Here is a 12,926-nt window from a genome sequence, read left to right on the forward strand (position 1 = left end):
GGGAGACTGGGCGGGGGCCTCTTCGAGCAGGGCCGTCAGGTGGTCACCGTGGTGCCGTGCGGGGCGTCAGCCGGGGATGCTCGTGGTCAGGTACCACTGCTGGTACGGGTTGGTCTCGCTGTACTGGTTGAGGTAGGCCTCGCCCTTGGCGTTGGAGTCGAGTGCGTTGCCGCTGATGACGAGGCGGAGCTTCGAGCTGATGAAGTACTCGTCCCAGAGGTCGTTGCTGTCGATTCCGCACGGCCGGGTCTCCAGGAACAGGGAGAAGATGTTCTGCGGCTTCAGGCAGCGGCCGGTTCCCTGGTTCTGCAGCTGGATCTTTCCGCCGACGGGCTTGTAGTTCCACTTCTGGTACGCGCTGGTGGTGGAGCAGGACGAGGTGGCGATGGAGCTGACCTTGTCGGTGAGGCAGAGTCCGGTCTGGACGTTCTGGAGCCGCCAGATGCCGCCGCCGGGGCCGCCCGCGGCGTGGGCGGTCGTGGTCATGCCGGTGAGCAGGAGCGCGGTGGCGCCCGCCGTGGCCGCGAGGCCGCCGAGGGTGTTGCGGATGGTCATGGCGTTTCTCCCTGGAGAGCTGGCCGGCGCTGGGGGCCGGGGGTGGCGCGGGTCATGTCGGGCTGTACGGGCTGTCGGGCGAGCGCTGTGCTCGGCTCAGGGGGAGGTCACGGTCCACTGCTGGTAGGGGTTGTCCGATCCGTAGGTCTTCGCGTAGGCGTTGCCCTTGGCGTCGGAGTCCACGGCCTGGGTGGAGGTCTCGCCCGTGTTCAGGTTGAGGTACTCGTCCACGAGCCGGTACGTCCCGCCGGAGTAGAGCTCCGTCCAGAGCATCCCGTTGCCACAGGCGGCCTGCGTCTCAAGGTGGCCCGGCTTGAAGGGGTCGATCCACAGGCAGCGGCGGGTCTGGACGTTGCGGAGCAGGATCTGGCCGTTCTGCACCCCGCGTTCCCACTGCTGGTAGGGGTTGGTCGCGCCGCAGGTCTTCGTGTACACGTCCCCCTTGGCGTTGGAGTCGAGGCAGAGCCCGGTCCTGGCGTTGTGGTACTGCAGGACGTTGCCGGCGGCGTGGGCGGCCGGGGCCGTTCCCAGGCTGAGCAGGACTCCCGCTCCCGCGGCGGTCAGCGCGCTGGTGATCTTCGTGCGCATGCGCATGTGATGCATCCTCATCGAATCGACATGGGTGGAACCGTGTATGGGGTACTGCGCGTGATTCCCGTCCGGCGTACGTCCGCCTCGCGGCGGCCCGGCCGGGCGCGTGCGGTGTGCGGTGCCGGGGGCGGGCCCCGGTGCCGGGGGTCCGGGCGGTGGCCGGTCCCGGGAGCGCGGGCGGGGTCCAGGGGCGGGCGGGCTGGTGTCATGACGTCAGATCCAGCCGCGTTCGCGGGCGCGCAGCGCGGCCTGGAAGCGGTTGTCGGCGCCGAGCAGGCTCATGAGCCGGGCCACGTGCTTGCGGTAGGTCCGCAGGGCCATGCTCAGCTCCCGCGCTCCCGTCTCGTCCTTGTCGACGAGGTACAGGCTCTGCAGCACCTGGCGCTCGGTCTCGGTCAGCGTGGGAAGCTCCGCCTCGGGCAGCTCGTTCGAGGCCGCCCACATCCGGTCGAAGAGCGAGACCAGGGTGCTGACCAGGCCGGTCTCCCGGGTGAGCAGGGCTCCGCGGGCCGTGTTGCAGGGGTCGATCGGGGTGAGCGCCACGGAGCGGTCGCAGATGATCATGCGGTCGAGGGGGTGCGGGGAGACCCGGATCTCCGCACCTCGGCCCGCGAGCTCCCGCAGATAGGCCATGGTCGGCTCGTCCTGGAGGCAGGCCGCCGCCATGAGGGTCCGCATCCGCACCCCGCGGCGCAGGATCCGCAGGTCGATCGGGCGTGAGATCTCGATCGACTCCGCCGAGAGCACCCCGACCGGATTGGTCGTCAGGTTCTCCGTACGGGCGAAGAACGTCACCTCGTCGATGACGGCCCGTACGGCTTCCAGGCCCTCGATCTGCTGGATCCCCGGACGGTCGTGCACCGCCTTGGCGGCGGCCTCGCCCTCCGCGTTCAGGGTCCTGACCACGCCGCTGCTGCGGGCGGTCTCCTGGAGGTCGTCCTGGACCCGGCCCACCTGGTGCTCGATCAGCCGCTCGACCGCCCGCTTGGGGGAGAGCGGGCGCAGCCCGCCGGCCTCCGTGCGGACCACGATGCCCAGCTCCAGGGCCCGGGAGACGGTGGCCGGGCTGTGGTCGCCGATGTCGTCGCGGTCCCTCAGGACCGCCCGGTAGAGCCGCTCCTCGGCGTCGGTGACACCCAGGAACGCCAGGGCGTTGCCCGATCCGCGCGCCATCACGCCCGCCACCGCCGACCATCGGACCGGCTGCCGGGGCGGGAGCGGGGCGCGGCGTTCCCGGGGGAGCGGCGGGTGCAGGAAAGTGCGCGGGAAGAGGGCTCTTTGCTGCACGGCCACGCCCGCCCGGAGCGGCCCTCGCGGGGGCAACATTCTTCTTGTGAGGGCGGCCCGCCGAAACGAGAACGGCGGGAAGGCCCGAACACGGCACCCACGTCCAGCGTCACCGTCAACCCAGGAGGTACCCCGTGAACCGCATCGCGGCCCGCATCGTGTCCGGCGCCATCGCCGCCCTCCTGGTCACCGGCGCCGCCGGCGTGGCCCAGGCCGACAGCGACGGCACGCAGGCTCCCAGCCCGGTGACCGTCACCGGCGAGCCCACCCCCGGCACCGCCGGTCCGCTCACCAACGACTGGGGATGACCGGACCGGGGTGACCACGGCCGCACCGGCCGGTGACACCCCCGCGTCCGGAATCCCGGCGAGCCCGGCCCACGAGAGGGCCCGGGCCCCGCCGCCGCTTCCTCTTCTTTTCGCACCTTTCGCCCACAGATCCCGGGCATCCCTATGCCCGGAACACCTCCGAAGGAGCCTTCCATGTCGAAGAACCTCAAGCGCGCCGCCCTCACCGTCGTCGGCGCCGTCACCGCCGCCGGGCTGCTGCTGCCCGCCACCGCCCAGGCCGCCCCGGTCCCGGCCGGCGTCTCCGCCCCGCCCGCCGGCCAGGTCGGCACGATGGCCGGCTGGAAGCTCGACATCTTCATCGACGCCTGGGGCAACATCGGCCCGATCATCGGGAACGTGCTGAACGACATCCGGATGGAGAACGACCGGCCCGGCTTCGTGCACCGCCAGCTCGACGACACGATGAACGCCTACCCCGGCTACAACGTCATGATCATCAACGACAAGCTGAACTACTCCCTGGACCTCGACGGCGTGGTCGCCAACGCCCGCGTCACGCAGGGCAGCGCGACCTACCGCGTCCTGGCGTTCAAGTCGGGCACGATCGTCAACCGCGGTGACGGCGGCTGGTCGAACTGGGGCTTCGGCGGCTGGTGGACCCGCGACGGCGGCACCGTGGTCTTCACCGGCTGAATCCGACTGCACTGTCTGTCCCTCCCCTCGTGTCGTGTCCGGATGTGCCGATGACGCAGATGGGCCGGTCTCCCACCGGAGCCGGCCCATGCCGCGGACGCCCGGGAACCACGGGGGCACCCGATCCGAAGGAGAGAGAGCGTGGAACACCTGATCCGTCTCTCCGGAGCACGCGAAGCGAGCCCCGAGCTCGCCTGTGTGCGCGTCATGTCCCAGCTCCCGCCGAACTGGTCCGCCGAGATCCGGGAATGCGGACCCGGATACGCGGTGCTCGGCCTGCGCGCGAACGCCTCCGCCGACTACGTCGCCGCCAAGGTCGACGAAGTGATCACCGAGCTGCCGCTGCGCGGGTGGGAGCGGAGCTGAAGAGGCGGGAGGCTCAGGAGAACTGGACCGTCACGGTCTGGTCGTTCCAGGTGCCGAGCTGGGGCTCCCAGTAGACGAGCAGCCGCTTCCCGTCCCGGTCCCTCAGCCCCATCTGGCAGCTGGCTTCCATGCTCTGCACGGAAGAGATGGTCCAGCGCCAGTCCCCCAGCGGGAACTGATAGTCCGGGATGTCGTCCTTGTCGCTGTTGCAGGACTCACCGCGGAACTCGATGCGCGACCCGGAATAGCCGTTGTCCACGTAGGCGATTCCGAGGGTCTTGCTTCCCACGCCCATGGTGATCAGCTTGTACCCGGGCCCCGCCGCACTGGCCGGCGTGGCGACGCCGAACGACAGCACGGCTGCGCCGAGAACACCCAGGATCTTCTTGTTCATCTGGACACCCACCCTCGTGTGATCAAGCTCCACTGGTGGCGGAAGCTATCCGATCCGACTGGTCGACGGGCTGCCGGAATCCAGGAAATGGCTTGTTCTCCGTGCGCCCCGAAGGGGTCTGGCCTGAATTCAAGAAAAGTGTGCGAACGGGCACATCGAAGTGCCCTTTCGATCTTCGGAAACGTGCCTTCCCGTGCATTCTCGGTTGCCCTGAAGGGCCTTGCCGTCCACCGGCCGAGCCTGGAGCAGGTGCGGGCCGGCCACGCGAGAACCGACAGGGCGGACCGCCGCAAGGCCGTCACTCAGGCCCGCGGCGCCCCGCCCGATCGGACTGTGCCGGGAACGGGTGGTCAGCCCGCCCTAGAAAGCGTTCAAGTCATGGAAATGCTCCGAGAGGTTCGCGCTGTGGCTCTGTGCGCTCTCGTTGAGTATTCCCTTCGCGTTATTCAGGTTCTCTCCCAGTTTGCTGTCGACCTCCTGTAGGACGCGGTTGTACACCGTGGGGTGTGCCGTTTTCACCTCTTCCATCTTCTTGGCGCCCTTGACGCCTTCGTTGAGGACCGACACGCCTCCCACGACCATGGAGCCGGCCCCGACCGCCGCCCCCAATGCGGGGCTGAAGAAGGTTGCCAGCGCCCTGAACGCCCCCGACATCACGAAGGAGCCAGTGACTTCCCCCCCTACTTGCTGCGTGGTCTTGTTTATCGCTTCCGCGGCTTGGTTCTTGAACTTGTCACCCCCTTCTTGACTTCCGAAGGATGCGGCTTTGGACACCAACTTATCGAGCTCCTCCTGCCCGTTGAGCACCGTAAACAGGGCGACTTTCGTGCCGTCCTTGAGGTTTGCGAGCAGTGTCTGCAGCCCTTCCTTGTCCGGAATCTGCATATTGCCTTGAACCGCGTCTACGCGATCGTCAAAGGCCTTCCTCGCTCCCGACGCGACGCCCGCGGCGAACGAGAAGTCCTCCGTCTTCTTCTCCGCAGTGTCTCCGACCGCGCCCAGCAATCTGTCCATGAACCCCATCTGGCTGGATCCCTGCGACGGGCCGCCGACATTCAAGAGATGCACGCCGGGATGCTCGGCGAATCTACTGCAGATCTCTCTGGCGAGGGATTCTGCGCCAGCCTTGTCGTCACTGTAGGAGAGCGCTTCCGCGTCTCCTGCCAACTCCTCCATGATGCCTTTTACGGCGTATCCGATTTTTGCCCAACTAGCGGGGGTGAGGGGCGCCTTCACGGACATCGCGGCGCGTTCGACTATCGATATGTCATGGGATCTGAGGAACGCCTCGATGGCTGCGACATTTTCCAGATCCCGAGAGGCGCGTTGCTTTTCCGGGCTGTTGAGCGTGATTTTCCGCTGGATCTGATTCTGGTCCGCGGTCGCCGGAGAGTGGGACGTCGGCCGGATCGATGACGCATCCCGCTGAACCGACGGGGGACCGTTCATGACCCGGTGCGCGTTGGATTCCGCTTCTCGTTCGTAGCGGTCCGACGGGTCGCTGACGCGTAGCCCGTTCCCCTGGTCCACTCCGGCGACGGGGCCTTGGCGCTGCTGGATCACGTGGGTGAGTTCATGGGCGAGGGTGTGCTTGTCCCCTCCGCCGTCGCCGAGGACGATATCGCTGCCGCTTGTGTAGGCGCGGGCGCCGATCTCGGTGGCGGAGGCGCGGGCGACCTGGTCGTCGTGGATGCGGACATCGCCGAAATCGGCACCGAGGCGGGCTTCCATCTCCGCGCGGAGGGGGGCGGCCAGAGGGCGGCCGGTGCCCGCGAGGACGTCGTGGACGGCGGAGCGCTGCACCGCGGGCTGTTCGGCCTGTGTGCCCGGCCGGTGGCCGCAGCCGGCCGTGTGCTGGTGCTGCTCCTGAGCCCAGGGGTGACCCGCCTGGCGCAGCAGTTGAACCAGCGCGCTGTTCCCAGCGGTGCGCTGGATGTGCGGCGCCTCGGCCGCGGGGAGAGGGGATCGCGCCGGCGTCCGCTGGTGATCGGAGTCCTGAGACCGGTCGGCTCTGCGTGTCATGGAGAGGGCGTCTTTCCGGGGGGCAGATGGTTTCCACTCCACGACAGCGCTTTGACCAGGACATTTGAAGGCCCCGCTGGGCAGGGGCAGGGGCAGGGGGCGCTGCACGAGAGCCCCAGGGGCGCCTGCGACCGGTCCTGGGCGGGCAGGCGGCTGGACGACCGCACCCGGTCCACCACCGTGATGGACCGGATACGGTGCCCGTCAGTACGGGATCAGCGTGGGATCAGCACTCGATGATGTTCACGGCGAGGCCGCCGCGCGCCGTCTCCTTGTACTTCACGCTCATGTCCGCGCCGGTCTCCTTCATGGTCTTGATGACCTTGTCGAGGGAGACCAGGTGGCTGCCGTCGCCGCGCATCGACATCTTCGCCGCCGTGACGGCCTTGACCGCCGCCATGCCGTTGCGCTCGATGCAGGGGATCTGGACCAGGCCGCCGACCGGGTCGCAGGTGAGGCCCAGGTTGTGCTCCATGCCGATCTCGGCCGCGTTCTCCACCTGCTCGGGGGAGCCGCCGAGCACCTCGGCGAGCGCGCCCGCCGCCATCGAGCAGGCCGAGCCGACCTCGCCCTGGCAGCCGACCTCGGCGCCGGAGATCGAGGCGTTCTCCTTGAAGAGCATGCCGATCGCGCCGGCGGCGAGGAGGAAGCGGACCACGCCGTCCTCCTTCTCCTCCGGGGTGCAGGAGCCGGCGTTGAAGTTCATGTAGTAGTGCAGGACGGCGGGGATGATGCCGGCCGCGCCGTTGGTCGGGGCGGTGACCACCCGGCCGCCCGCCGCGTTCTCCTCGTTCACGGCCATCGCGTAGAGGGTGATCCACTCCATCGCGTGCGCGGCCGGGTCGCCCTCGGAGCGCAGCTTGCGGGCCGAGGTGGCGGCGCGGCGGCGGACCTTCAGGCCGCCGGGCAGGATGCCCTCGCGGGACATGCCGCGCGAGACGCAGGCCTGCATGACCCGCCAGATCTCCAGCAGACCGGCGCGGATCTCGTCCTCGGTGCGCCAGGCCTTCTCGTTCTCCAGCATCAGCGAGGAGATCGACAGACCGGTCTCCTTGGTGAGCCGGAGCAGCTCGTCGCCGGTGCGGAAGGGGTACTTCAGGACGGTGTCCTCGGGGACGATCGGGTTCTCGCCGGCCACCGCGTCCTCGTCGACGACGAAGCCGCCGCCCACCGAGTAGTACGTCTTCTCCAGGACCAGCGCGCCCTCGGCGTCGTACGCGAAGACCGTCATGCCGTTGGCGTGGTACGGCAGCGCCTTGCGGCGGTGCAGGATCAGGTCGTCGTCGAAGGAGAACGGGATCTCGTGCATCCCGAGCAGGTTGATCCGGCCGCTCGCCTTGATCCGCTCGAACTCGTCGTCGGCCTTCTCGACGTCGACGGTGCGCGGGGAGCTGCCCTCCAGGCCCAGCAGGACGGCCTTCGGGGTGCCGTGACCGTGGCCGGTGGCGCCCAGCGAGCCGTACAGCTCCGCCCGTATCGCCGCCGTGTGGGCGAGCAGGCCCTCGTTCTTCAGCCGGCGGGCGAACATCCGGGCCGCGCGCATGGGGCCCACCGTGTGGGAGCTCGACGGACCGATGCCGATCGAGAACAGGTCGAAGACCGAGATGGCCACGGGGGACTCCTTGTGAGGGCTAGACGCCGTTGTCTGCCGGGGTGGCGCAGAAACGAAGAGCGTGGTGCACGGGCCGGGGCACCGCGCTCACTGTCCAGTGTGCGCGGTGCCCCGGATGTTTCGTACGAACGGACCCGGACGAGTCCGGTAACAAAAGGGTACGAAATTACTTCAGGCCGGGGTACAGCGGGTGCTTGTCGGCGAGGGCCGTCACCCGGGCCTTGAGCGCCTCGGCGTCGAAGCCCGGCTTCAGGGTCTCGGCGATGATGTCGGCGACCTCGGCGAAGTCCTCGGCCTGGAAGCCGCGGGTCGCGAGGGCCGGCGTGCCGATGCGCAGACCGGAGGTGACCATCGGCGGGCGCGGGTCGTTCGGAACGGCGTTCCGGTTGACCGTGATGCCGACCTCGTGGAGCCGGTCCTCGGCCTGCTGGCCGTCGAGCTCCGAGTCGCGCAGGTCCACCAGGAGCAGGTGCACGTCGGTGCCGCCGGACAGGACGGAGACGCCGTGGGCGGTGACGTCGTCCTGGACCAGGCGCTCGGCGATGATGCGGGCGCCGTCCAGGGTGCGCTGCTGGCGCTCCTTGAACTCCTCCGAGGCCGCGACCTTGAAGGAGACGGCCTTGGCCGCGATCACGTGCTCCAGCGGGCCGCCCTGGAAGCCGGGGAAGACCGAGGAGTTCAGCTTCTTGGCGAACTCCTTCTTCGCCAGGATGATGCCGCCGCGCGGGCCGCCGAGCGTCTTGTGCGTGGTCGAGGTGACCACGTCCGCGTGCTCGACCGGGTTCGGGTGCAGACCCGCCGCGACCAGGCCCGCGAAGTGGGCCATGTCGACCCACAGGTAGGCCTCGACCTCGTCGGCGATCCGGCGGAACTCCGCGAAGTCCAGCTGGCGCGGGTAGGCGGACCAGCCCGCGATGATCACCTTGGGACGGTGCTCCTTGGCGAGGCGCTCGACCTCGGCCATGTCGACCAGACCGGCCTCGTCCACGTGGTACGCGACCACGTTGAACTGCTTGCCGGAGAAGTTCAGGCGCATGCCGTGGGTCAGGTGACCGCCGTGCGCCAGGTCCAGGCCGAGGATCGTGTCGCCCGGCTGGGCGATCGCGAAGAGGGCGGCCTGGTTGGCGGAGGCGCCGGAGTGGGGCTGCACGTTGGCGTACTCGGCGCCGAACAGGTCCTTGATCCGGTCGATGGCGATCTGCTCGGCCACGTCGACGTGCTCGCAGCCGCCGTAGTAGCGGCGGCCCGGGTAGCCCTCGGCGTACTTGTTGGTGAGGACCGAGCCCTGGGCCTCCATGACCGCGACCGGAGCGAAGTTCTCCGAGGCGATCATCTCGAGGGTGGACTGCTGGCGGCGGAGCTCGGCGTCGACGGCGGCGGCGACGTCGGGGTCCAGCTCGTGGAGAGGGGTGTTCAGAAGCGACATGAAACGATCCCTGGGGGTCTCGGTTTAGCCGGCGGTGAAGGCGGTGTACTCGTCGGCGGTGAGCAGGTCGTCCGGCTCGCCCGCGAGGCGCACCTTGAACAGCCAGCCACCCTCGAACGGAGCGGAGTTCACGAGCGACGGGTCGTCGACGACGTCCTGGTTGGCCGCGACGACCTCACCGGTCACCGGGGCGTACAGGTCGCTGACGGACTTGGTGGACTCCAGCTCGCCGCAGGTCTCGCCCGCGGTCACGGTGTCGCCGACCTCGGGGAGCTGCACGTAGACGATGTCACCGAGCGCGTTGGCGGCGTGCTCGGTGATGCCGATGGTGGCGACGCCGTCCTCGACGGCCGACAGCCACTCGTGCTCCTTGCTGTAGCGCAGCTGCTGGGGGTTGCTCATGACCTGATTCTCCTGGATCGGGGGAGTACTGATGAACGTGGGTCTTGCGGGGTGAGACACGAAGTGAGACGCGGGGTGAGGGAAACGTCACTCCGCACGCCCGGGGCGCCCTCAGGCGCCCCTCGTGCCCCTCACGTCACTTCTGGCGCTTGTAGAACGGGAGCGCCACGGTCTCGTACGGCTCGTGCGCGCCGCGGATGTCGACGCCGACGCCCTCGGTTCCGGGCGCGGCGAACTCCGCGTCGACGTAGGCGATGGCGATCGGCTTGCCGAGGGTCGGGGACGGGGCACCGGAGGTGACCTCGCCGACGACCTGCCCGTTCGCGACGACGGAGAAGCCGGCGCGCGGCACCCGGCGGCCCTCGGCGATCAGGCCGACCAGCTTGCGCGGCGGCGCGGACTCGGCGCGCTCGGCGGCCTTCTCCAGCGCCTCGCGGCCGACGAAGCGGCCCTCGTTGGTGGTCTTCTCGAACTTGACGACCCGGCCCAGGCCCGCGTCGAACGGGGTCAGCGCGGTGGTCAGCTCGTGGCCGTACAGCGGCATCCCCGCCTCCAGGCGGAGCGTGTCGCGGCAGGACAGGCCGCAGGGGATCAGGCCGACGTCCTTGCCCGCCTCGGTCAGCGCCCGCCACACGCCCTCGGCGTGCTCGGGCTTCAGGAACAGCTCGAAGCCGTCCTCGCCGGTGTAGCCGGTGCGGGCGATCAGCGCGGGCACGCCCGCGACGGTGCCCGGCAGCCCGGCGTAGTACTTCAGGCCGTCCAGGTCGGCGTCGGTGATCGCCTTCAGGATGCCGGGGGACTCCGGGCCCTGGACGGCGAGCAGCGCGTAGGCGTCGCGGTCGTCGCGGACCTCGGCGTCGAAGCCCTCGGAGCGCTCCACCAGCGCGTCCAGCACGATCTGGGCGTTGGAGGCGTTGGCGACCACCATGTACTCGGTCTCGCCCAGGCGGTAGACGATCAGGTCGTCCAGGATGCCGCCGTCCTCCTGGCAGATCATCGTGTAGCGGGCGCGCCCGTTGCCCACGGTCGAGATGTTGCCGACCAGGGCGTAGTCCAGGAGCTCCACGGCCTGCGGGCCCGTGACGGTGATCTCGCCCATGTGCGAGAGGTCGAAGAGGCCGGCCTGGTTGCGGACGGCGTTGTGCTCGTCGCGCTCGCTGCCGTACCGCAGCGGCATGTCCCAGCCGGCGAAGTCGGTCATGGTCGCGCCCAGCGAACGATGCAGTGCGTCGAGGGCGGTGAGGCGGGGGGCAGTGCTCATCGGGTGGCTCCCGGGTCCCAGGGCGTGCGGGGCACGACATGCATGACGGAGGACGGTCCTCCCCATCTGTCATGGAACCTGAGAGGTTCACCGAGGGCATCCCCGGCTTGCACCTTGGGTGGGACCGCGCGACGTGCGCGGTCCGCTTTTCAGATCTGCCTCATCCACGCGGTACGGGGCCTGAGAGATTCAAGGGAGGAACTTGCTCCTTCGGCGCCCGGGCGCACCCCCCTGTGACTGCGGTGCGTGACCGGAACTCTCCCGCGCGGATTCGAGCGGCCGGTATGAGGTTGTGGACGCTCGTGCGAGCGCTTGCGCGCACATCATTGCACGGCGGTTCGGCCCGGCAAATCGCTTGCGTCTCATTACCTTTTCTTTACACTTCGTGGGCAAGGGTCTCCGCAGGGCCTACCAGGGGGAGAGACGCCATGCAGTTGCCGCCGAGGACACCGGTGCGGACCGTCGGGCACGCAGGCGCCTACGCGACCGGCGCGGGCATACCCGTGCCGCGTGCCGGAGGACGGGCCCGCGCCCGCACCCGCCGCCGCGGGCGCCTGCTGCGCGACCTGCGCGAGCGCGCCGGCCGGGGACCCCGCGCGCTGACCTACGCCCCCGGCGACGTCGTCGTCGTCTCCGGACTGCCCGGCAGCGGCAAGTCGACCCTCATGGCCCGCGCCGCCGAGGGCCGCGCCATCGACTCGCAGCACACCCGCGAGCGCTGGGAGGCCCGGCTGCCCCGCTTCCTGCCGTACGCGGTCTACCGCCCGCTCGCCCGCCTCGCCCACTACGCCGGACTCCGCCGCGTCCTGCGCTCCGGGGCCGGTGTCGTCGTCCACGACTGCGGCACCCAGTCCTGGGTGCGCGGCTGGCTCGCCCGCGAGGCCCGCCGCCGCGGCACCGCCCTGCACCTGATCCTGCTCGACGTCGGCCCCGAGACCGCCCGCGAGGGCCAGCTCGCCCGGGGCCGGGGCGTCTCCGGCTACGCCTTCGCCCGGCACCGGCGGGCCGTCTCCCGGCTGGTGCGCACCGCCGAGGCGGGCCTGCTGCCGCCGGGCTGCTCCTCGGTCACCCTGCTCGACCGGGACGCCGCCGACACCCTGCGGAAGATCGGCTTCCGGGACGTGTCCTGAGCCACTCCGCGCCCCTTCCGCGCCCTTTTCGGTCACGTCGGTCCCGACGCGCCGTTAAGGTGCTGAACCGCACCAGGTGCCGGACGCGCCGGGCGCGAGAGGGGAATGACGAGAACCGTGGACGTGACGTGGCCGGGCAATGAGCTCGAGGAGGCGCTGGCCGCCTCGCTCGGCAACCCCGCAGCCGGCGGCCGACTGGTCGAGGTGCTCGGACGCAGCCCCGTCTGGGTGCCGCTGCCCAACGGCGGGGGCCCCGACAGCAGCGACCTCGACCTGCCCACCCTGGAGATAGAGGGCTACGCCTACGTGCCCGTCTTCAGCTCCGAGCAGCAGTTCCTCGCCTGCGTCGGCTCCCACATGTCCTTCACCGTGGCCCCCGCCCGCGACTTCGCCCGAGGGCTGCCCCCGCAGCTCGGCATCGCCGTGAACCCGGGCGGCACCGTCGGCGTCCCGCTGCCCCCGCCCGCCGTCGCCGAGCTCTGCCGGACCGGCCGCACCCCGCTCGACGGGCCCGCCAGCGGCGGACGCGTCCGGCTCTTCGAGCCCGACTGGCAGGACGACCCCGTCGACTTCCTCGCCGCCGCCTCCGCCGAGTTCGAGGCGCTCGGAACCGTGGCGACCGCCCGCCGCGTCCTCGCCAGCGTCGAGGGCACCGAACCCGCCCTCTTCATCGGGGTCCAGCTCACCGCCCCGGACGCCGACCGCCACGGACCGCTCGACGCCCTCGGCCGCGCCCTCGGCCGGATCGAGACGGCCTGGCCGGTCAACCTCATCCTGCTCGACGTGGCCCAGGACCCGGTCGGCGACTGGATGCTGGCGAAGGTGCGCCCCTTCTACCAGCGCGCCGCCGTGTGAGCGTCCCCTTGTTTAAGCTGAACTGATTCAAGCCGATCCACA

The 12,926-nt window shown here is 70.0% G+C and carries 14 protein-coding genes and 1 riboswitch; of the genes, 5 read left to right on the forward strand and 9 right to left on the reverse strand.

All coding sequences use genetic code 11. The features are described from left to right. Positions 1-66: 66 nt before the first annotated feature. The 3 genes from ACZ6J5_RS26405 to ACZ6J5_RS26415 form a co-directional block, all read right to left on the reverse strand. Positions 67-555 (reverse strand): RICIN domain-containing protein, encoded by a 489-nt coding sequence (locus ACZ6J5_RS26405; protein ID WP_469395524.1) that lies wholly within the window; start codon positions 553-555, stop codon positions 67-69. Positions 556-651: 96 nt separating this feature from the next. Further along, positions 652-1,149 carry an RICIN domain-containing protein gene (locus tag ACZ6J5_RS26410; protein WP_469395526.1) on the reverse strand — a complete coding sequence of 166 codons (498 nt, stop codon included), beginning with the start codon at positions 1,147-1,149 and terminating at the stop codon, positions 652-654. A gap of 210 nt (positions 1,150-1,359) precedes the next feature. Further along, positions 1,360-2,319, reverse strand: a complete 960-nt coding sequence (locus ACZ6J5_RS26415; RefSeq protein WP_469395528.1) for a helix-turn-helix transcriptional regulator — start codon at positions 2,317-2,319, stop codon at positions 1,360-1,362. Positions 2,320-2,567: 248 nt separating this feature from the next. On the opposite strand from ACZ6J5_RS26415, the gene ACZ6J5_RS26420 reads away from it, so the two are divergent. From ACZ6J5_RS26420 to ACZ6J5_RS26430, 3 genes are all read left to right on the forward strand, one after another. After that, the gene (locus ACZ6J5_RS26420) at positions 2,568-2,741 is read left to right on the forward strand and encodes a hypothetical protein (RefSeq protein ID WP_469395530.1); all 174 of its coding nucleotides are present in this window, start codon (positions 2,568-2,570) and stop codon (positions 2,739-2,741) included. Between the two features lie 174 nt (positions 2,742-2,915). Beyond that, positions 2,916-3,416 (forward strand): hypothetical protein, encoded by a 501-nt coding sequence (locus tag ACZ6J5_RS26425; RefSeq protein ID WP_469395531.1) that lies wholly within the window; start codon positions 2,916-2,918, stop codon positions 3,414-3,416. A gap of 141 nt (positions 3,417-3,557) precedes the next feature. After that, a complete protein-coding gene (locus ACZ6J5_RS26430; RefSeq protein WP_469395533.1) occupies positions 3,558-3,782 on the forward strand; it encodes a hypothetical protein in 225 nt (74 codons plus the stop codon). A gap of 13 nt (positions 3,783-3,795) precedes the next feature. Here ACZ6J5_RS26430 and ACZ6J5_RS26435 read toward each other — a convergent pair whose 3' ends face one another. From ACZ6J5_RS26435 to gcvT, 6 genes are all read right to left on the reverse strand, one after another. Beyond that, entirely contained in the window at positions 3,796-4,176 is a 381-nt protein-coding gene (locus ACZ6J5_RS26435) for a hypothetical protein (protein WP_469395535.1), read from the reverse strand. A gap of 360 nt (positions 4,177-4,536) precedes the next feature. Continuing rightward, positions 4,537-6,198, reverse strand: coding sequence for an eCIS core domain-containing protein (locus ACZ6J5_RS26440; RefSeq protein ID WP_469395537.1), 1,662 nt, complete (start codon positions 6,196-6,198; stop codon positions 4,537-4,539). 226 nt (positions 6,199-6,424) lie between these two features. Beyond that, positions 6,425-7,810, reverse strand: a complete 1,386-nt coding sequence (locus ACZ6J5_RS26445; RefSeq protein WP_469395539.1) for an L-serine ammonia-lyase — start codon at positions 7,808-7,810, stop codon at positions 6,425-6,427. A 166-nt stretch (positions 7,811-7,976) separates the two neighbouring features. Next, on the reverse strand, positions 7,977-9,236 hold the full coding sequence (locus ACZ6J5_RS26450) for a serine hydroxymethyltransferase (protein ID WP_362485099.1): 1,260 nt from the start codon (positions 9,234-9,236) through the stop codon (positions 7,977-7,979). Between the two features lie 24 nt (positions 9,237-9,260). Then, on the reverse strand, positions 9,261-9,638 hold the full coding sequence (gene gcvH / locus ACZ6J5_RS26455; protein WP_046905368.1) for a glycine cleavage system protein GcvH: 378 nt from the start codon (positions 9,636-9,638) through the stop codon (positions 9,261-9,263). 136 nt (positions 9,639-9,774) lie between these two features. After that, on the reverse strand, positions 9,775-10,899 hold the full coding sequence (gene gcvT / locus ACZ6J5_RS26460; RefSeq protein ID WP_469395542.1) for a glycine cleavage system aminomethyltransferase GcvT: 1,125 nt from the start codon (positions 10,897-10,899) through the stop codon (positions 9,775-9,777). 159 nt (positions 10,900-11,058) lie between these two features. Then, positions 11,059-11,173: riboswitch (glycine riboswitch) on the reverse strand. 154 nt (positions 11,174-11,327) lie between these two features. On the opposite strand from gcvT, the gene ACZ6J5_RS26465 reads away from it, so the two are divergent. Both ACZ6J5_RS26465 and ACZ6J5_RS26470 read left to right on the forward strand, forming a co-directional pair. Further along, entirely contained in the window at positions 11,328-12,029 is a 702-nt protein-coding gene (locus ACZ6J5_RS26465) for an AAA family ATPase (protein WP_469395543.1), read from the forward strand. A 105-nt stretch (positions 12,030-12,134) separates the two neighbouring features. Further along, a complete protein-coding gene (locus tag ACZ6J5_RS26470; RefSeq protein ID WP_469395545.1) occupies positions 12,135-12,884 on the forward strand; it encodes an enhanced serine sensitivity protein SseB in 750 nt (249 codons plus the stop codon). Positions 12,885-12,926: the final 42 nt, after the last annotated feature.

The sequence above is a fragment of the Streptomyces sp. NPDC042100 genome (assembly GCF_055582325.1).

Excerpts from the sequence above, each read along its gene's own strand:
- ACZ6J5_RS26440 (WP_469395537.1), bottom strand. The coding sequence starts at position 6,198 with ATGACACGCAGAGCCGACCGGTCTCAGGACTCCGATCACCAGCGGACG.
- ACZ6J5_RS26405 (WP_469395524.1), bottom strand. The coding sequence starts at position 555 with ATGACCATCCGCAACACCCTCGGCGGCCTCGCGGCCACGGCGGGCGCC.
- gcvH (WP_046905368.1), bottom strand. The coding sequence starts at position 9,638 with ATGAGCAACCCCCAGCAGCTGCGCTACAGCAAGGAGCACGAGTGGCTG.
- ACZ6J5_RS26410 (WP_469395526.1), bottom strand. The coding sequence starts at position 1,149 with ATGCGCATGCGCACGAAGATCACCAGCGCGCTGACCGCCGCGGGAGCG.
- ACZ6J5_RS26450 (WP_362485099.1), bottom strand. The coding sequence starts at position 9,236 with ATGTCGCTTCTGAACACCCCTCTCCACGAGCTGGACCCCGACGTCGCC.
- ACZ6J5_RS26425 (WP_469395531.1), top strand. The coding sequence starts at position 2,916 with ATGTCGAAGAACCTCAAGCGCGCCGCCCTCACCGTCGTCGGCGCCGTC.
- ACZ6J5_RS26415 (WP_469395528.1), bottom strand. The coding sequence starts at position 2,319 with ATGGCGCGCGGATCGGGCAACGCCCTGGCGTTCCTGGGTGTCACCGAC.
- ACZ6J5_RS26435 (WP_469395535.1), bottom strand. The coding sequence starts at position 4,176 with ATGAACAAGAAGATCCTGGGTGTTCTCGGCGCAGCCGTGCTGTCGTTC.
- ACZ6J5_RS26470 (WP_469395545.1), top strand. The coding sequence starts at position 12,135 with ATGACGAGAACCGTGGACGTGACGTGGCCGGGCAATGAGCTCGAGGAG.
- ACZ6J5_RS26465 (WP_469395543.1), top strand. The coding sequence starts at position 11,328 with ATGCAGTTGCCGCCGAGGACACCGGTGCGGACCGTCGGGCACGCAGGC.
- gcvT (WP_469395542.1), bottom strand. The coding sequence starts at position 10,899 with ATGAGCACTGCCCCCCGCCTCACCGCCCTCGACGCACTGCATCGTTCG.